The 17216-nt window shown below is 70.8% G+C and carries 15 protein-coding genes; 3 read left to right on the top strand and 12 right to left on the bottom strand.

What is annotated here, in order from left to right; translation table 11 throughout:
* Nucleotides 1-22 precede the first annotated feature (22 nt).
* Nucleotides 23-1693 carry an alkaline phosphatase D family protein gene (locus tag FDO69_RS09795; RefSeq protein ID WP_104779368.1) on the top strand — a complete coding sequence of 557 codons (1671 nt, stop codon included), beginning with the start codon at nucleotides 23-25 and terminating at the stop codon, nucleotides 1691-1693.
* A 14-nt stretch (nucleotides 1694-1707) separates the two neighbouring features.
* On the opposite strand, the gene FDO69_RS09790 is transcribed toward FDO69_RS09795, so the two are convergent.
* The gene (locus FDO69_RS09790) at nucleotides 1708-2322 is read right to left on the bottom strand and encodes a dienelactone hydrolase family protein (protein ID WP_267896220.1); all 615 of its coding nucleotides are present in this window, start codon (nucleotides 2320-2322) and stop codon (nucleotides 1708-1710) included.
* Between the two features lie 62 nt (nucleotides 2323-2384).
* Here FDO69_RS09790 and FDO69_RS09785 point away from each other — a divergent pair, with 62 nt between their 5' ends.
* Nucleotides 2385-3521: a mechanosensitive ion channel family protein gene (locus FDO69_RS09785; RefSeq protein WP_104779367.1), complete on the top strand. Its 1137-nt coding sequence runs from the start codon at nucleotides 2385-2387 to the stop codon at nucleotides 3519-3521.
* Between the two features lie 237 nt (nucleotides 3522-3758).
* Here FDO69_RS09785 and FDO69_RS09780 read toward each other — a convergent pair whose 3' ends face one another.
* The 6 genes from FDO69_RS09780 to FDO69_RS09755 all read right to left on the bottom strand — a co-directional run bounded on the left by FDO69_RS09780 (nucleotide 3759) and on the right by FDO69_RS09755 (nucleotide 9501).
* Nucleotides 3759-4499: an SDR family NAD(P)-dependent oxidoreductase gene (locus tag FDO69_RS09780; RefSeq protein ID WP_104779366.1), complete on the bottom strand. Its 741-nt coding sequence runs from the start codon at nucleotides 4497-4499 to the stop codon at nucleotides 3759-3761.
* Between the two features lie 63 nt (nucleotides 4500-4562).
* Nucleotides 4563-6149 (bottom strand): Na+/H+ antiporter, encoded by a 1587-nt coding sequence (locus tag FDO69_RS09775; protein ID WP_104779365.1) that lies wholly within the window; start codon nucleotides 6147-6149, stop codon nucleotides 4563-4565.
* Between the two features lie 96 nt (nucleotides 6150-6245).
* Nucleotides 6246-6713: a GNAT family N-acetyltransferase gene (locus tag FDO69_RS09770; RefSeq protein WP_104779364.1), complete on the bottom strand. Its 468-nt coding sequence runs from the start codon at nucleotides 6711-6713 to the stop codon at nucleotides 6246-6248.
* The gene (locus FDO69_RS09765) at nucleotides 6710-7654 is read right to left on the bottom strand and encodes an RluA family pseudouridine synthase (RefSeq protein WP_104779363.1); all 945 of its coding nucleotides are present in this window, start codon (nucleotides 7652-7654) and stop codon (nucleotides 6710-6712) included. Before FDO69_RS09765 ends, FDO69_RS09770 begins: the two co-directional genes overlap by 4 nt.
* A 43-nt stretch (nucleotides 7655-7697) precedes the next feature.
* Nucleotides 7698-8357, bottom strand: a complete 660-nt coding sequence (gene lspA / locus FDO69_RS09760; RefSeq protein ID WP_104779362.1) for a signal peptidase II — start codon at nucleotides 8355-8357, stop codon at nucleotides 7698-7700.
* A gap of 88 nt (nucleotides 8358-8445) precedes the next feature.
* Nucleotides 8446-9501 (bottom strand): TraR/DksA family transcriptional regulator, encoded by a 1056-nt coding sequence (locus FDO69_RS09755; protein WP_104779361.1) that lies wholly within the window; start codon nucleotides 9499-9501, stop codon nucleotides 8446-8448.
* Between the two features lie 613 nt (nucleotides 9502-10114).
* Here FDO69_RS09755 and ileS point away from each other — a divergent pair.
* Entirely contained in the window at nucleotides 10115-13261 is a 3147-nt protein-coding gene (ileS, locus tag FDO69_RS09745; RefSeq protein WP_104779360.1) for an isoleucine--tRNA ligase, read from the top strand.
* A gap of 198 nt (nucleotides 13262-13459) precedes the next feature.
* On the opposite strand, the gene FDO69_RS09740 is transcribed toward ileS, so the two are convergent.
* From FDO69_RS09740 to pgeF, 5 genes are all read right to left on the bottom strand, one after another.
* Entirely contained in the window at nucleotides 13460-14581 is a 1122-nt protein-coding gene (locus FDO69_RS09740; protein ID WP_104779359.1) for a DivIVA domain-containing protein, read from the bottom strand.
* A gap of 55 nt (nucleotides 14582-14636) precedes the next feature.
* Entirely contained in the window at nucleotides 14637-14924 is a 288-nt protein-coding gene (locus tag FDO69_RS09735) for a YggT family protein (RefSeq protein ID WP_062926337.1), read from the bottom strand.
* 59 nt (nucleotides 14925-14983) lie between these two features.
* Complete coding sequence (locus tag FDO69_RS09730) at nucleotides 14984-15625, bottom strand: cell division protein SepF (RefSeq protein ID WP_062926338.1); 642 nt, start codon at nucleotides 15623-15625, stop codon at nucleotides 14984-14986.
* Nucleotides 15626-15754: 129 nt separating this feature from the next.
* Nucleotides 15755-16474 (bottom strand): YggS family pyridoxal phosphate-dependent enzyme, encoded by a 720-nt coding sequence (locus FDO69_RS09725; RefSeq protein WP_104779358.1) that lies wholly within the window; start codon nucleotides 16472-16474, stop codon nucleotides 15755-15757.
* A gap of 6 nt (nucleotides 16475-16480) precedes the next feature.
* Nucleotides 16481-17212, bottom strand: coding sequence for a peptidoglycan editing factor PgeF (gene pgeF / locus FDO69_RS09720; protein WP_104779357.1), 732 nt, complete (start codon nucleotides 17210-17212; stop codon nucleotides 16481-16483).
* Nucleotides 17213-17216: the final 4 nt, after the last annotated feature.

Raw genomic sequence — 17216 nt, 5'->3', positions numbered from 1 at the left:
CCGACCAGTAACCTGATCGGTCGTGACCAGTCGATACAGATCATCGAAGACGTCAGAGGGCCTCAACTCCCTCACTCCGCGCCGCCGTACGGTCGTCAAGGCCGCGGCGGCGACCGCTGTCCTGGCCGGGCCGCTGGCGGCGACCCTGCCGGCGCGCGCCGTCGACCAGGCACCCGCCTTCCTGCACGGCGTCGCCTCCGGTGACCCGCTGCCGGACGGCATCCTGCTGTGGACCCGCGTCACGCCGGTGCCGGAGGCGATACCCGGCTCCGGAGTCGGCCCGGACACCGAGGTGAGCTGGGTCGTCGCCAGGGACAAGGCGTTCACCACCGTCGTCGCCAAGGGCTCCACGACGGCGACGGCGGCCTCCGACCACACCGTGAAGGCCGACATCCGCGGCCTGGAACCGGGTACCGACTACTGGTTCCGCTTCTCCGCCGGCAGCACCGACTCCCCGGCGGCGCGCACCCGCACCGCCCCCGCGCACGACGCGGCCGTCACGGGCCTGCGCTTCGGCGTGGTCTCCTGCGCCAACTGGGAGGCCGGCTGGTTCTCCTCGTACCGGCACCTCGCGGCCCGCGGCGACCTGGACGCCTGGCTGCACCTCGGCGACTACATCTACGAGTACGGCACCGGCGAGTACGCCACCCGCGGCACGGTCGTCCGCCCGCACGCCCCGGCGCACGAGATCGTCACGCTCGCCGACTACCGCATCCGGCACGCGCGCTACAAGACCGACCCGGACCTCCAGGCGCTGCACGCGACGGCCCCGGTCGTGGCGATCTGGGACGACCACGAGTTCGCCAACGACGCCTGGTCGGGCGGCGCGGAGAACCACACGGAGGGCGCCGAGGGCGCCTGGTCCGCACGCCAGGCCGCCGCCAAGCAGGCCTACTTCGAGTGGATGCCGGTGCGCCCGGCGATCGCCGGCACCACCTATCGCCGGCTGCGCTTCGGCAAGCTGGCCGACCTCTCGCTGCTGGACCTGCGGTCCTTCCGCTCACAGCAGGTGAAGGTCGGCAACGGCGAGGTCGACGACCCGGACCGCACCCTCACCGGCCGCGCCCAGCTCGACTGGCTCAAGGCGGGGCTGAAGTCCTCCGACACCACCTGGCGGCTGGTCGGCAACTCGGTGATGATCTCGCCGTTCGCCATCGGCTCGCTCTCCGCCGACCTGCTGAAGCCGCTGGCCAAGCTGCTGGGCCTGCCGCAGGAGGGTCTCGCCCTCAACACCGACCAGTGGGACGGCTACACCGACGACCGCCGCGAGATCCTGGCGCATCTGCGGACGAACGCGATCCGCAACACGGTCTTCCTCACCGGCGACATCCACATGGCCTGGGCCAACGACGTGCCGGTGGACGCCGGAACGTATCCGCTGTCCCCCTCGGCCGCCACGGAGTTCGTCGTCACGTCGGTCACCTCCGACAACCTCGACGACATCGTGAAGGTCCCGGAGGGCACGGTCTCCGCGGTCGCCTCACCGGTCATCCGGGCCGCCAACCGCCATGTCCACTGGGTCGACACCGACCGGCACGGCTTCGGCGTACTGGACATCACGGCCGAGCGCGCGCAGATGGACTTCTACGTCGTCTCCGACCGCACGAAGCGCGACGCGAGCGCCAAGTGGTCCCGCTCGTACCGCACCCGCAGCGGCACGCAGAAGGTCGAGCGCACCTACGACCCGGTCTGAGCCGGCCGGCCCTCTCAGAGGGTGTCGAGGAAGCCGAGCGCCACCCGCCAGGTGGCCTCGGCGGCCTCCTCGTCGTAGTCCGGCAGGTCGGGGTCGGTGTAGAGGTGGCCGGCCCCGGCGTACCGGTACACCTCGACATCGGCGCCGGTGCGGCCGATCTGGAGGTACCAGGCGCTCAGCCAGTCGTCCGTCTCGAACGGGTCGGGCTCCGCCACGTGCAGCTGGACGGGCAGGTCCTGGGCGGTGACGTCCGGCGCGATGTCCGACGTGCCGTGCAGGAGGAGCAGGCCGCGCGCCTTGTCGTCGCCGAGGGCGAGGGTCTGGGCGATGGAGGCGCCGAGCGAGAACCCTGCGTACACCAGCCCCCGCTCGGAGTAGGGCGCGGCGGCCAGCACGGCCCGCTTCAGCAGCTCCTCCTTGCCGATCTTCTCCTTGTGCTCCATGCCCTCCTCGACCTCCTCGAAGGTGCGCCCCTCGAAGAGGTCGGGCGTCCACACCTCGTGTCCGGCCGAGCGCAGTCGGTCAGCGGCCCGGAGTACCGCGGGCCGCAGCCCGAAGGTCGAGTGAAAGAGCATGATGTTCATGAGGCCATGGTGCCAGCCGGGTGTGACGAGCCGGGATCGCGGCACTACCCGTCACGCAACGGAAGTCACATGTTCATGCCCCCCGGGAGCCGGTTAGGTTCGGTGGCATGGAGAACCTGCTACGACCGCTGATCGTGGTCGGTGGCTCGGTCGTGCTCACGCTGGTGATCGGCTGGGCGACCGACTTCCTGCTGCGCAAGGCCGACGCCCGGCACCACGAGACCCCCCTGTGGGGGTCCCTCCGCCGTGGCCGCATCCCCTACCAGCTCGTGCTGTTCGCGGCCCTGCTGAGAGGGTCGTACGACGAGGTGCGACTGCTGGAGAACCACCGTGACGGCATCGGTCAGACGCTGACACTGCTGCTGATCGGTTCCGCCGCCTGGCTGGTCATCCGGATCGCGGCCGCGGTCGTCGAGACGTCCTACAGCCGCTACGCCAACGCGCACGCCCAGCGTGATCCGGCCCGGGTACGCCGGGTGCGGACCCAGGTGACGCTGATCATGCGGGTGGTATCCGCGATCGTCGCCGTGGTGGCCGCGGCGACGATGCTGCTGACGTTCCCGGCGTTCAAGGCCGCGGGCGCCTCCCTCCTGGCCTCGGCCGGCATCCTCGGCATCGTCGCCGGTGTCGCCGCCCAGTCCACGCTGGGCAACCTGTTCGCCGGGCTGCAGATCGCCTTCGGCGACATGGTGCGCATCGGCGACACCGTCGTCGTGGACGGCGAGTGGGGCACGGTCGAGGAGATCACGCTGACGTTCCTGACCGTCCGCACCTGGGACGAGCGCCGCATCACCATGCCGGTGTCGTACTTCACGTCCAAGCCGTTCGAGAACTGGTCGCGCGGCACCCCGCAGATGACCGGCACCGTCTTCTGGCACGTCGATCACTCCGCGCCACTGGAGGCGATGCGCGAGAAACTGCGCGACATCCTGCGCGAGTGCCCCGCCTGGGACGGCCGCGCCTACAACCTGACCGTCACGGACAGCACCCCGAGCACCATGGAGGTGCGGGCCCTGGTGACGGGCAAGGACGCGGACGACATCTGGACGGTGCGGGTCACGGTCCGCGAGCAGATGCTCAGCTGGCTGGCCGAGGAGCACCCGTACGCGCTGCCCCGGGTCAACACGGCGGACGCGATCCTGCCGCCGTCCTCCCGCGGCAACGGCCACCGACCGTCCTCGGAGGCCGTACCGGCCCAGCAGCGCCGCTATCACGGAAACGGCTCCGGACGACCGGGGCACTGACCGCACGGACCGACGCCGGCACGGACGACCGGAGGGCTGCCCGCGACGCGGGCAGCCCTCCTCCGTGCTGTCGGGTCAGTGGCCGCGCTCGGCGCCGCCGTTGACCTGGCTGTCGGGTCACCGGCCGCACTCGGCGACCGACGACCTGACTGTCGGGTCACCGGCCGCACTCGGCGACCGACGACCTGGCTGTCGGGTCACCGGCCGGACCCGGCGACCGATGACCTGGCTGTCGGGTCAGTGGCCGCGCTCGGCGCCGCCGTTGACCTGGATGATCTGCGAGGTGACGTGACCGGCGCCCGGGGAGGCCAGCCAGTGCAGGGTCTCGGCGACATCCCCCGGGGTCCCGGCCCGCCCGTTCGAGGTCTCGCCGATGAGCCGGTTGCGGCGCTCCTCGGCCATCGCGTCGCCGAAGAACTCGGTGTCCTCGATGTACCCGGGCGCGACCACGTTCGCGGTGATGCCGCGCGGCCCCAGCTCCCGGGCCAGATCGTGGGCGTAGGGATGCAGCCCCGCCTTGGACGCCGCGTACGCGCCGCTTCCCGATCCCCGGTAGGCGGCGATGGAGCTGAGGAACAGCACCCGTCCGCCGGGCTCGGCGAGCCGCGGCTTCAGCGCCTCGGTGAGCAGGACCGCGGTCAGGGTGTTGATCCTGAAGTTCACGTTCCAGCTGTGCGCGACGGCGGCGAGCGGATCGTCACCCGGGGCTTCCGGTTCGAGCAGTCCGTTGCCCCCGGCGTTGTGCACGAGCACGTCCACGGTCCCCAGCTCTCGCTCCACGAAGGCGGCGACACCGCGCACCTCCTCCGGCTCGGCGAGATCGGCCGCGTACGTCAGCGCGCCGGGCACCTCGGCCTTCTCCAGCACCTCGGGCCGCCGCCCGAGCAGCACCACCCGGTCCCCGCCGGCGGCGAACACCCGGGCCGCCGCGAGCCCAATTCCCGTACCTCCACCACTGATTACCACGTTCCGTGCCATACGAACGACCCTACGACTCTCCGGCCGCCCGCCGTCAAACCGGCATCCGGAGCCGACGCCGCCTCACCGCAGGCTGCGGACGTCGAGATGCCGCAGAACCCGGTCGACCACCTCGGGATCCGCCCCGGGCTCGCTGCGCGCCGCCAGCACCTCGTGCCGCGCCGCGCTCAGCATCTCCTGCTGGATCCGCCGCAGCCGCTTCACCCGCCGGGCCCCCTCCCGGTACGCCTCCCGGCGCTCGTCCTCGGCGAGTTCGGGGCTGATCCGCACGCCGATGTCGTAGGCCCGCCGCAGCATCTGCTCGGACAGCTCCTCCGGCAGCTCCTCGTTCCCCTCGATCTCCCGCAGCCGCTGCTTCGCCGCCTTGGACGCCCTGATCGCGAGCGCCTTGGCGAACTCCTTCTCCTGGTCCGTGTCGGCCTTCACCCCGAGCCGCCGCACCAGCCACGGCAACGTCAGCCCCTGCAGCACCAGCGTCGCCATGATCACCCCGAACGCGATGAAGATGATCTCGTCCCGGCTGGGGAACGGCGCCCCCGCGTCGGTCTCCAGCGGAATCGCCAGCACCAGCGCGACCGAGGCCACCCCGCGCATCCCCGACCACCACATCACCACGGTCTCGCGCCAGCTCACCGGGATGTCCTCGTCGTAGTCCCGCCGCGCGTGCAGCCGCTTCGTCAGCCAGGTCGCCGGCAGCAGCCACAGCAGCCGGGCGAGCACGACGACGACCACCACCACCGCCGCCCACCAGAGCAGCTCGCCCCACCGCCCGGAAGCCGTGCGGATCGCGTTGTGCAGCTCCAGCCCGACCAGCCCGAAGGCCACTCCGGTGACGAGGGTGTCGACGATGTTCCAGAACGTGTGCCCGGCCAGCCGCGTCATGACGTCGTCGGCGTCCGAGCCGTACTCCGCGAGGAACAACGCGGTGGTGAGCACGGCGAGCACCCCGGACCCGTGCAGTTCCTCGGCCATGACATAGGCGGCGTACGGCACCAGCAGGGTCAGCCCGATCTGCAGGGTCGCGTCGCCGAGCACCTCCATCAGCTTGTTGGCGCCCCAGCCCAGCGCGAGGCCCACCGCCACCGCCACCACGGCCGACAGCACCAGGTCGAGCCCGGCCTTCCAGGGCGAGAACGTGCCGCTGACGGCCGCGGCGATCGCCACGTGGTAGAGGACGATGGCCGTCACGTCGTTGAACAGCCCCTCGCCCTCCAGGATCGACACCAGCCGGCGCGGCAGGCCCAACTGCCCGGCCACGGCGGTCGCCGCGACCGGGTCCGGCGGGGCCACCAGCGCGCCCAGCGCGAACGCCGCCGCGAGCGGCAGGCCCGGCACGATCGCGTCGGCCACGGCGGCCACACAGGCCATGGTGACGAACACCAGCGCCACGGCGAGCAGGAAGATCGGCCTCTTGTTCGCCGCGAACTGCCGCCAGGACGTGCGCCGCACGGCGGCGTACAGCAGGGGCGGCAGCAGCAGCGGCAAAATCAGGTCCGGCGCGATCTCGACGTTCGGCACGAACGGCAGCAGCGCGAGGACTATCCCCAGGAGCGTCATCAGCACCGGGGCGGGCACCTTGAAGCGGTCCCCCACGGGGACACTGATCACGGCCCCGAGCAGCAGCACGAACAGCAGGGCCAACTGATCCACGGTCAGCGCTCCGGAAAGGTCAAATGTTCACACGACTGACCTCAAGCCTGCCACGCAACTCCCGGGACAAACCGTTTCGGCACCCACCACGTGGTGTTAAAGCGAACGCCGCATCCCCTGGTGCGGAATGCCCGCCTCCAAGTATTCGGGCCCATAGGGCTCGTATCCGAGCCGCTCGTAGAAGCCCAGCGCGTGCGTCTGCGCGTGCAGGTCCACGGCCACGAGCCCTCGCGCGCGTGCCGCGTCCTCGATGGCCCGCACCAGGGCGGCGCCGACACCGAGTCCGCGCGCCGGGCCCGCCACGGCGAGCCTGCCGAGGGAGCCCACGGACGGGTCCCCGCCGGTCTGCGCGACGGCCGCCTCCCCGTGCAGCAGCCGCCCCGTCCCGAGCGGCACACCGTCCTCACGGACCGCCAGCACATGGACCGCGCCGGCGTCGTACGCGTCGTACTCGAGGTCCTCCGGCACGCCCTGCTCGCCGACGAAGACCTCCTTGCGCACCGCGAAGCACGCCTCCCGATCGGCCGGGTCCTCGGCGACCCGCACCACGTACGGGGTGCTCACGCCCAGGTCTCCTCGCGGACCTGCTCCAGGGCCTTCTGCAGGTCCTCCGGGTAGTCGCAGGAGAACTCCACCCACTGCCCGTCCCCGGGGTGCTCGAAGCCGAGCCGCACCGCGTGCAGCCACTGCCGGGTCAGGCCGAGGCGCTTGGCGAGCGTCGGGTCGGCGCCGTAGGTGAGGTCGCCGACGCAGGGGTGCCGGTGTGCGGCCATGTGGACGCGGATCTGGTGCGTGCGGCCGGTCTCCAGCTTCACGTCCAGCAGTGAAGCCGCGCGGAACGCCTCCATGAGGTCGTAGTGCGTGACGGACGGCTTGCCCTCGGCGGTGACGGCCCACTTGTAGTCGTGCTGGGGGTGCCGGCCGATGGGCGCGTCGATGGTGCCGCTGGTCGGGTCGGGGTGGCCCTGGACGAGCGTGTGGTACCGCTTGTCGACCGTGCGCTCCTTGAACTGGCGCTTGAGCGAGGTGTACGCCCGCTCCGACTTGGCGACCACCATCAGCCCCGAGGTGCCCACGTCGAGCCGGTGCACGATGCCCTTGCGCTCGGCGGCGCCGGAGGTCGAGATGCGGTACCCGGCGGCGGCGAGCCCACCGATCACGGTCGTCCCGGTCCAGCCCGGGCTCGGGTGCGCGGCGACACCGACCGGCTTGACGATCACGACCACGTCGTCGTCGTCGTGCACGATCTCCATGCCCTCGACCGGCTCGGCGACGATCTGCACCGGCGCGGGCGCCTGCGGCATCTCGACCTCCAGCCAGGCGCCGCCGTGCACGCGCTCCGACTTGCCGACCACCGACCCGTCGACCGTGACCTTCCCCGCGGCGGCGAGCTCGGCCGCTTTGGTACGGGAGAAGCCGAACATGCGGGAGATGGCGGCGTCGACGCGCTCGCCCTCCAGGCCGTCGGGCACGGGCAGGGTACGGATCTCGGGAATCGTGCTCACCCGTCGAGTATGCCGGACGGCCACGACGGGGCCGTACGCGCGCTCAGTCCTTGTGGACGGTCCCGTCCGGGTCGAGACCCCGGAAGGACAGCAGCACGATCAGGATGCCACCGCACACGATCGCCGAGTCGGCCAGGTTGAAGACGGCGAAATGCTTGGGCGCGATGAAGTCCACGACCGCGCCCTCGAAGACGCCCGGTGCCCGGAAGATCCGGTCGGTGAGGTTACCCAGCGCACCGCCGAGCAGCAGGCCGAGCGCGATCGCCCAGGGCAGGCTGTAGAGCTTGCGGGCGAGCCGGGCGATCACCACGATCACCGCCGCCGCGATCATGGTGAAGATCACGGTGAAGGCCTCGCCGAAGCCGAAGGCCGCGCCCGCGTTGCGGATCGCCTCGAACTTCAGCCAGTCCCCGACGATCTCGATGGGCGGGTGGTGCTCCAGCTTGGCGACCACGATCAACTTGCTGATCAGGTCGATCGCGTAGGCGAACGTGGCGACGGCGAACAGCACCGCGATCCGGCGCCTGCCCCGGGGCCGCTCGGCGGTGGCCTCCGGCTCGCCGGTACCGGACTCTCCCGCCACGGCCGCCGGGTCGGTACCGGGCTTCCCGGCCGGGGTGCCCTCGGCGTCGGGCCGCTCCTTGCCGCCCCCGGCCGCGTCCGGTGTGTCCGGCGTACCGATGATGCGCTCCGCCTCTGCCACGTGAGTCCCTCAACCTAGGTGCCTGACTGAGGACGAGGGTACGACACGCCCGGTGCGTCCCACGTGCTCAGGAGGCATTCGGCGCCGGTCAGTACCGGCGCTCCTGCTTCTGCTTGCACTCCACGCAGAGCGTGGCCCGCGGGAAGGCCTGCATACGGGCCTTGCCGATGGGGTTGCCGCAGTTCTCGCACAGGCCGTAGGTGCCCGCGTGCAGGCGTTCCAGGGCGCGCTCGGTCTGGAGGAGCATCTCGCGCGCGTTGGCGGCCAGGGCCAGCTCGTGCTCGCGGGTGATGTTCTTGGTGCCGGTGTCCGCCTGGTCGTCGCCCGCGCCGTCCCCGGAGTCCCGCATCAGGCCCGCGAGGGACCGCTCCGACGACGTGATCTCCTCACGCAGCCGGGTCTCCTCGGAGGTCAGCTCGGACCGCGCCTGTTCGACCTCCTCCGCCGTCCAGGGGTCCTCGCCGGGGCGTACCGCGAGCTCGCCGGGCTCCGCCGCGGCGACCCGTGCCTTGGGAACGGCGGTCTTCGCCGCCGTGACCGGGCCAGGAGTCTTCTTCGCAACCACCGTCGTCGCTCCCGTCTGCTGCGCGGCCTCGGCCGCACCCGCCTTCTTGGCCGTGCTGGTCGCGGCCGTGTCCTGTGTGAGCGCGCCGGTCCGGGCAGCGCCCTTCCCGGCCGCGCTCTTCGTGGTGGTGCTCTTGCCTCCGGCGACCTTCTCGCCCGCGGCCTTCTTGGCGGCAGCCTTCACGCCTGCCGCCTTCCCGCTGCTCGTCTTCCCGGCCGGGGCGGTCTTCCCGGCGGGGGCGGTCTTCCCGGCGGGGGCGGTCTTCCCGGCCAGGGTGGTCTCTCCGGCCAGAGTGGTCTTCCCGGCCGACGGCTTCTTCCCTGCCGCCTTCTTCCCCGCCGCCCGCTCGATCGATCCCGGCTCCACAGATGCCTTCGCGGTGGCCTTTCTCGCCTCTGCCGCCTTCCTCCTGGGCGCCCTCGTCCCCTCGGCCGCCTTCCCCGCGTCCTCCTTCGCCGCCCGCCCCGCCGAGCCCCCCTGCGTGGACTTCTTCCCGCCCACGTCCTTCGCAGCGCCGCCGGAGGCCTTCGCGGACCTGCCGGACGCCGGCTGCTGTACGGCGGTCTTCTTCGCCACCATGGCCGCGGCCCCTTCACATATTGTGATCTTGCTCGCGAATCGTGCTGGGACGATAAATCGACTCGAGTCCCGCGGCAACGGGGCACACCGCTCGATTCGCCCGCCTCGCGCACGCCGCGCGGCGAGCATGCATCCGTTGTGCCCAGCTCCTCGCCCGGTAATCCGCCGAGCCGGACGTCCCAGGATCCGAACACCTATACCGTGCTATTCGGGTCATAAAACTCATATCGCACCCCACGCGGCACCCCATCCCCGGCCGCCCCGAAAACCGGTCGGCCGTTGTCCGCGCGGCGCCGTACACTGGGCGGAGCGAAAAGCGTGGATGGGGACGAGTAGCGGCGTACGCAGCCCAGAGCGACCCGGGGACGGTGGAAGCCCGGGGGCGAGCGCGACGTGAAGATCACCCCGGAGCCGCCGGAAGAAAGCCGGAGCCAGTGAGCGACGGCCGGTAGACCCGGTATCGCGACCCCAATGAGGGGGCTCGTCGGTGCACACCCCGTGCCGGAGGGCCAAGGAGGGTGGTACCGCGGGAGCGCGCCGAAGGCGGCGCAGGCAGACGTAGCTCTCGTCCCTCCGGACGGAAGGCAGCAAGTCCGCCGGAGGAAGCCCGCTGATGACATCGCCGACGTACCGCCAGGTGCCCGCCCAGGTCGACCTGCCCGCCCTCGAGCACGCCGTGCTCGACTTCTGGCGCGAGCAGAAGATCTTCGCCAAGAGCCTGGAGCAGTCCGAGGGCCGCCCCGAGTGGGTGTTCTACGAGGGCCCGCCCACCGCCAACGGCATGCCCGGTGCCCACCACATCGAGGCGCGCGTCTTCAAGGACGTGTTCCCCCGCTTCCGCACCATGCGCGGCTACCACGTCGCCCGCAAGGCCGGCTGGGACTGCCACGGCCTGCCGGTGGAGCTCGCCGTCGAGAAGGAGCTCGGCTTCTCCGGCAAGCAGGACATCGAGGCGTACGGCATCGCGGAGTTCAACGCGAAGTGCCGTGAGTCGGTGACCCGGCACACGGACGCCTTCGAAGAGCTCACGACCCGCATGGGCTACTGGACCGACCTCCAGGACCCGTACCGCACGATGGACCCCGAGTACATCGAGTCCGTCTGGTGGTCGCTGAAGGAGATCTTCGACAAGGGCCTGCTGGTCCAGGACCACCGCGTCGCCCCCTGGTGCCCCCGCTGCGGCACGGGCCTGTCGGACCACGAGCTCGCGCAGGGCTACGAGACGGTCGTCGACCCGTCGGTCTTCGTCCGCTTCCCGCTCACCTCCGGCCCGCTGGCCGGCGAGGCCGCACTCCTGGTGTGGACGACGACCCCGTGGACCCTGGTGTCCAACACCGCCGTCGCCGCCCATCCCGAGGTCACCTACGTCGTCGCGACGAAGGGCCCGGAAGGTTCGGAGAAGCTCGTCGTCGCCGAGCCGCTCGTCGCCAAGGCGCTCGGCGAGGGCTGGGAGACCACCGGCCAGTCCTTCACCGGCGCCGAGATGGAGCGCTGGACGTACCAGCGCCCCTTCGAGCTGGTGGAGTTCCCGGCCGAGGCCCACTTCGTGGTCAACGCCGAGTACGTCACCACCGAGGACGGCACGGGTCTGGTCCACCAGTCCCCCGCCTTCGGTGAGGACGACCTCAAGGTCTGCCGCTCCTACGGCCTGCCGGTCGTGAACCCGGTCCGCCCGGACGGCACCTTCGAGGAGGACGTCCCCCTCGTCGGCGGCGTCTTCTTCAAGAAGGCCGACGAGAAGCTCACCGAGGACCTCGACGGCCGCGGCCTGCTCTTCAAGCACATCCCCTACGAGCACAGCTACCCGCACTGCTGGCGCTGCCACACCGCGCTCCTCTACTACGCGCAGCCCTCCTGGTACATCCGCACCACGGCGCTCAAGGACCGCCTCCTCGCGGAGAACGAGGGCACCAACTGGTTCCCGGAGACGGTGAAGCACGGCCGCTTCGGCGACTGGCTCCAGAACAACATCGACTGGGCGCTGTCGCGCAACCGCTACTGGGGCACCCCGCTGCCGATCTGGCGCTGCGAGGACGACCACCTCACGGTCGTCGGCTCCCGCGCGGAACTCACCGAGCTGACCGGCACGGACCACTCCGGCCTTGACCCGCACCGCCCGTACATCGACGCGGTCACCTTCGCGTGCCCCCAGTGCCAGAAGCAGGCCACGCGCGTGCCGGAGGTCATCGACGCCTGGTACGACTCGGGTTCGATGCCGTTCGCGCAGTGGGGCTACCCGTACAAGAACAAGGAACTGTTCGAGTCCCGCTACCCGGCCCAGTTCATCTCCGAGGCCATCGACCAGACTCGCGGCTGGTTCTACACGCTGATGGCCGTCGGCACGCTGGTCTTCGACAAGTCGTCGTACGAGAACGTGGTCTGCCTCGGTCACATCCTGGCCGAGGACGGCCGCAAGATGTCCAAGCACCTGGGCAACACCCTGGAGCCGATCCCGCTGATGGACCGGCACGGCGCCGACGCGGTCCGCTGGTTCATGGCTGCCGGAGGCTCCCCGTGGGCGGCCCGCCGCGTGGGCCACGGCACGATCCAGGAGGTCGTCCGCAAGACGCTCCTGACGTACTGGAACACGGTCGCCTTCCAGGCCCTCTACGCCCGTACGGCGGGCTGGGCCCCCTCCGGGGCCGACCCGGCCCCGGCCGACCGCCCGGTCCTGGACCGCTGGCTGCTGTCCGAACTGCACGCGCTCACCGACCAGGTCACCCAGGCGCTGGACGCCTACGACACCCAGCGCGCCGGCAAGCTGCTGTCCGCGTTCGTCGACGACCTGTCCAACTGGTACGTGCGCCGCTCCCGTCGCCGCTTCTGGCAGGGCGACAAGGCGGCCCTGCGCACCCTGCACGAGGTCGTCGAGACGGTCACGCAGCTGATGGCCCCGCTGACCCCGTTCATCGCCGAGCGGGTCTGGCAGGACCTGATCGTCCCGGTCACGCCGGGCGCCCCCGAGTCGGTCCACCTGTCGTCCTGGCCGGAGGCGGACCTCGGCGCCATCGACCCGGAGCTGTCCAAGCAGATGGTGCTGGTGCGCCGGCTGGTGGAGCTGGGCCGTGCCACGCGCGCGGAGTCGGGCGTCAAGACGCGTCAGCCGCTGTCCCGCGCCCTGATCGCGGCGACCGGCTTCGACGCACTGGGCTCCGAACTGCGCACGCAGATCACGGAGGAGCTGAACGTCGAGTCCCTGGCGACGCTGAGCGAGGTCGGCGGCAGCCTGGTCGACACCACGGCGAAGGCCAACTTCCGCGCGCTGGGCAAGCGGTTCGGCAAGCGCGTCCAGGACGTGGCCAAGGCCGTCGCGAACGCGGACGCGGCCGCCCTGTCCCTGGCCCTGCGGGAGGGCAACGCGTCGGTGGAGGTCGACGGCGAGACCATCACGCTGGCCCCCGACGAGGTCATCATCACCGAGACCCCCCGCGAGGGCTGGTCGGTGGCCTCCGACGCGGGCGCCACGGTCGCCCTGGACCTGGAGATCACCGAGGAACTGCGCCGGGCGGGCCTGGCCCGTGACGCGATCCGCCTGATCCAGGAGGCCCGCAAGAACAGCGGCCTCGACGTGGCCGACCGCATCGCGCTGCGCTGGACGGCGACCGACCCCGCCGTCACCGAGGCCCTGGCCGAGCACGCCGGTCTGATCGCCGACGAGGTCCTGGCAACGGACTTCGCCCAGGGCGAGGCGGACGACACCTACGGCTCGCCCTTCACCGACGAGGGCCTGTCCCTGACCTTCCGCCTGCGCAAGGCCTAGGACTCAGGCCGAACCACCCGAAGGCCCGGGCCCGCCAAAGATCTTGGCGGGCCCGGGCCTTCGGCGTTGCGTACGCACGAACACGGGTGCGCGGTGACGACGAACACACGGAGCAAAAGGGCGAGGCCCCGGGTGGGAACCCGGGGCCTCGCCCTGAACGCTGCCGACGTCTATGCCGTACTACTGGCCATCAGGCCGTCAGTTGTCATCCTCGTCGATCAGGAAGCCCCGCATCGGCGAGGGCGCCTGACCCATGGGGGACGGGCCCTGCGGACGGACCGGCGCCATCGGCTGGGTCATCGCCGGCGACATCTGCTGCTGACCGCCGTAGGACGGACCGGACGGCGAGGGTGCGCCGCCCATCGTCTGGTTGCCACCACCGTAGGACGGGGCGCTCGCGCCGGCCGGAGCCATGGAAGGCGCCGGGGACGGCGGGAGGGACGCGGCCGCCGGGGTGCGCGGCGGAGCCAGCGAGTCGTCGGCCTGGGTCTCCAGCTGGCGCAGCTGCGACTCCAGGTACGACTTCAGGCGCGTGCGGTACTCGCGCTCGAAGCCGCGCAGGTCCTCGACCTTGCGCTCCAGCGTGGCGCGGGCGGACTCCAGGGAGCCCATCGCGACGCGGTGCTTCTCCTGCGCGTCCCGCTCCAGGGCGTCGGCCTTGGCACGGGCGTCACGCTCCAGACCCTCGGCACGCGAACGCGCCTCGCCGACGATCTTGTTGGCCTCGGAACGAGCCTCGGCGATCGCCTGGTCGGCGGTCTGCTGGGCCAGCGAGAGGACACGGGCGGCGCTGTCGCCACCGGGGCCTTGCTGACCGGGGCCGCCCATCGGGCCGCCCATGGGGCCGGGGCCGCCCATCGGGCCGCCCATCTGCTGCTGCATCGGGGGCTGGCCCATCGGACCCGGACCCTGGCCCATCGGACCGGGACCCTGGGGTCCACCCTGACCGCCGGGGCCGGCGGGCAGCTGCGGGGCACCGCTCGGCAGCTGGGGCGGGCCACCCATGGGGCCACCCATCTGCTGCTGCGGCGGGCCCGATATGCCGGCGGGGACGGGACCACCCGGACCGCGCATGCCCTGCTGCTGTTGCTGCTGATCCTGCTGCGGCTCCGGAGGCTTGCGCATGTTCTGCTGGTTCTGCGCAGCAGCGCGCGTGGCCGCGGCCAGTTTGGCGCGCAGGTCCTCGTTCTCTCGGAGCAGGCGGGTCAGTTCGGCTTCGACCTCATCGAGGAAGGCATCGACCTCGTCCTCGTCATAGCCTTCTCGGAGGCGGACGGTCGTGAACTGCTTGTTCCGCACGTCCTCGGGGGTCAACGGCATTTCTTCACCTCAACGTTGTCGTCGGCAGTCGGCAAGACCGTAGCTGTCACATCGCTCACATCGCGTTCCGCACGAGCGTGATCAGGATGTAGACGATGATCATCAGTACGAAGAAGGACAGGTCGAGCGCCACGCCCCCGAGACGCAGCGGCGGGATGACCCGCCGCAGAAGCTTGAGTGGTGGATCGGTGACAGTGTAAGTGGCCTCCAGAACGACCACCATCGCCTTGCCGGGTTGCCACGAGCGGGCGAACTGGAAGACGTAGTCCATGACCAACCGGAAGATGAGCACGATGAGGAAGCACATCAGCGCGATGTAGACGACATCCAAAACCACGCTCATGACCTCTTGCTTCCCTCTCCCCTGTGCCCTGCTCGGTACTGCTGTTCCGGTGGTGCGTCTCAGCTCTGGTTGAAGAACCCGCCCTCTGCGATGCGGGCCTTGTCCTCCGCCGTGACATCGACGTTAGCAGGCGACAACAGGAACACCTTCTGCGTCACCCGCTCGATACTGCCGTGAAGACCAAACACCAAACCTGCCGCAAAGTCGACAAGTCGCTTCGCATCTGTGTCGTCCATCTCAGTCAGATTCATGATCACCGGGGTGCCCTCACGGAAGTGTTCCCCGATGGTACGGGCCTCGTTGTAGGTCCGTGGGTGAAGCGTGGTGATCCGGTAAGGCTCTCGTTCGGACACGACCTTGGGCATGATCACCGGTGCGTTCTTCTCCAGATTTGCGCGTTCTTGTGTGATGGACGCCACGGGCGCGATGCGCGCCGGGCGGCTGGATTCCGCGGGTAGCGAAGCAGAGCGGGCGGCCGGTTCGCGGGGCGCGGGCGGCTGTACGACTCGTACCTCTTCGTCCCTTTGGGGCTGATGTGAGACGTGCGGCTGGTGGGACGGCTCGTGCCGTCGGTGGTCCCGCTCGGGCTCCGGGTCCAGTTCGGGTTCGAAGTCGTCGTCGGGGTCGAATCCGCGGCCGTCGTACCCATCGTCCTCCACGAGGCCGAGGTAGACCGCCATCTTGCGCATCGCGCCGGCCATGCTCTGAGTCCTCCGCTCTGTGGTGGATCGGCTGACGACTGCCAAGTGCCCGCGATCCACGTGGTCCTTGAATCCGCCTTTCGGCGGCAATGACCATATTTTCTGCTGTGGTCCGACTTCTTGGCGACGTTACCCGAGCCTGGGGCGGACTCCGAGTACCGCGCTGCCGACGCGCACATGTGTCGCTCCGGCCGCCACGGCCTGCTCGAGGTCCGTACTCATCCCTGCCGAGACCATGGTGGCAGCCGGATGACTCCTGCGCAGGTCGGTCGACAAAACCACCAACCGCTCGAAGGCCGCCCGTTCGCGCCCGGCGTACTCGCCGGTCAGCGGTGCTACGGTCATCAGTCCGTCGAGCCGGAGCCCCGGCGCGGCGGCCACGAGATCGGCCAACTCCCCGATCCCGCCGGGCGCGACGCCGCCCCGCTCGCCCCGGGCGCTCTCACCGGCATCGAGTGCGACCTGGATGAGGCATCCCAGCTCCCGTCCGGTCCGGGCGGCCTCCTTCGACAAAGCTGTGACGAGCTTGGAACGATCGACGGACTGCACGAAATCCGCGTAACCGACCACCGAGCGCACCTTGTTGGTCTGGAGTTGACCCACGAAGTGCCAGGTGAGGGGCAGATCCGAGCAGGCTGCGGCCTTGGGGGCCGCGTCCTGGTCGCGGTTCTCGGCGACGTGCCGCACCCCGAGTTCCGCGAGGATCCGCACGTCGCTCGCGGGATAGGTCTTGGTGACCACGATCAGGGTCACCTCGTCGCGTGCCCGCCCCGCGGCCGCGCACGCGTCGGCGATGCGCCGCTCCACTTTCGCCAGATTCGCGGCGAGTTCGTCCTTACGGTCCGTCATGTCCTGTCAGTCCAGCCACACATAACCCGCGAGCCGACCGGTGGTGCGGTCGCGGCGGTACGAGAAGTGATCGCGCGACTCCAGCGTGCACACCGGCGACTGCTCCCGGTCACGCACTCCGAGCCGCTCGAGCTGGGCGTGCACTCCGGCGCTCACGTCGACCGCCGGTGTGCCCCAACTGGTCTCGGCGTACGCCGCCGGCTCGACGGCGGACACCTCGGCGCGCATCGCCTCGGGCACTTCGTAGCACCGGCCGCAGACGGTGGGCCCGGTGCGGGCGACGATCCGGGAAGGCTCGGCGCCCAGTTCCGTCATCGCGCGCAGTGCGGCCGGCACGACCCCGGCGATCATGCCGGGCCGGCCCGCGTGGGCCGCGGCGACGATTCCGGCGGCGGGGTCGGCGAGCAGCACCGGCACGCAGTCGGCGGTGAGCACGGCGAGGGCGAGCCCCCGGCGCGTGGTGACGATCGCGTCGACGGACGGGATCTGGGCCGCCGATCCCCACGGCCCGTCCACCACCGCCACGTCGGCCCCGTGCACCTGGTTCATCCAGACGACACGGTCCGGCTCGATCCCCAGGTGCTTGGCGGCCAGGTCCCGGTTGGTGCGTACGGCGTCGGGATCGTCACCGACCGCTCCACCGAGGTTGAGCTCCTCATACGGAGCGGCGCTCACCCCGCCCCACCGGTCGGTGAAGCCGAAGTGCGCGCCGCTCGCGCTTTCGCGCTGTCCTATCACGACT

The organism is Streptomyces tibetensis, assembly GCF_007655005.1.
Classification (GTDB): domain Bacteria; phylum Actinomycetota; class Actinomycetes; order Streptomycetales; family Streptomycetaceae; genus Streptomyces; species Streptomyces tibetensis.
This window is presented reverse-complemented; position numbering and strand designations above follow the sequence as displayed.

Coding starts and splice junctions, on each gene's coding strand:
- FDO69_RS09780 (WP_104779366.1), bottom strand. CDS start 4,499: ATGGCACGGAACGTGGTAATCAGTGGTGGAGGTACGGGAATTGGGCTC.
- FDO69_RS09725 (WP_104779358.1), bottom strand. CDS start 16,474: ATGACGGACCGTAAGGACGAACTCGCCGCGAATCTGGCGAAAGTGGAG.
- FDO69_RS09730 (WP_062926338.1), bottom strand. CDS start 15,625: ATGGCCGGCGCGATGCGCAAGATGGCGGTCTACCTCGGCCTCGTGGAG.
- FDO69_RS09735 (WP_062926337.1), bottom strand. CDS start 14,924: ATGAGCGTGGTTTTGGATGTCGTCTACATCGCGCTGATGTGCTTCCTC.
- FDO69_RS09740 (WP_104779359.1), bottom strand. CDS start 14,581: ATGCCGTTGACCCCCGAGGACGTGCGGAACAAGCAGTTCACGACCGTC.
- FDO69_RS09755 (WP_104779361.1), bottom strand. CDS start 9,501: ATGGTGGCGAAGAAGACCGCCGTACAGCAGCCGGCGTCCGGCAGGTCC.
- FDO69_RS09785 (WP_104779367.1), top strand. CDS start 2,385: ATGGAGAACCTGCTACGACCGCTGATCGTGGTCGGTGGCTCGGTCGTG.
- ileS (WP_104779360.1), top strand. CDS start 10,115: ATGACATCGCCGACGTACCGCCAGGTGCCCGCCCAGGTCGACCTGCCC.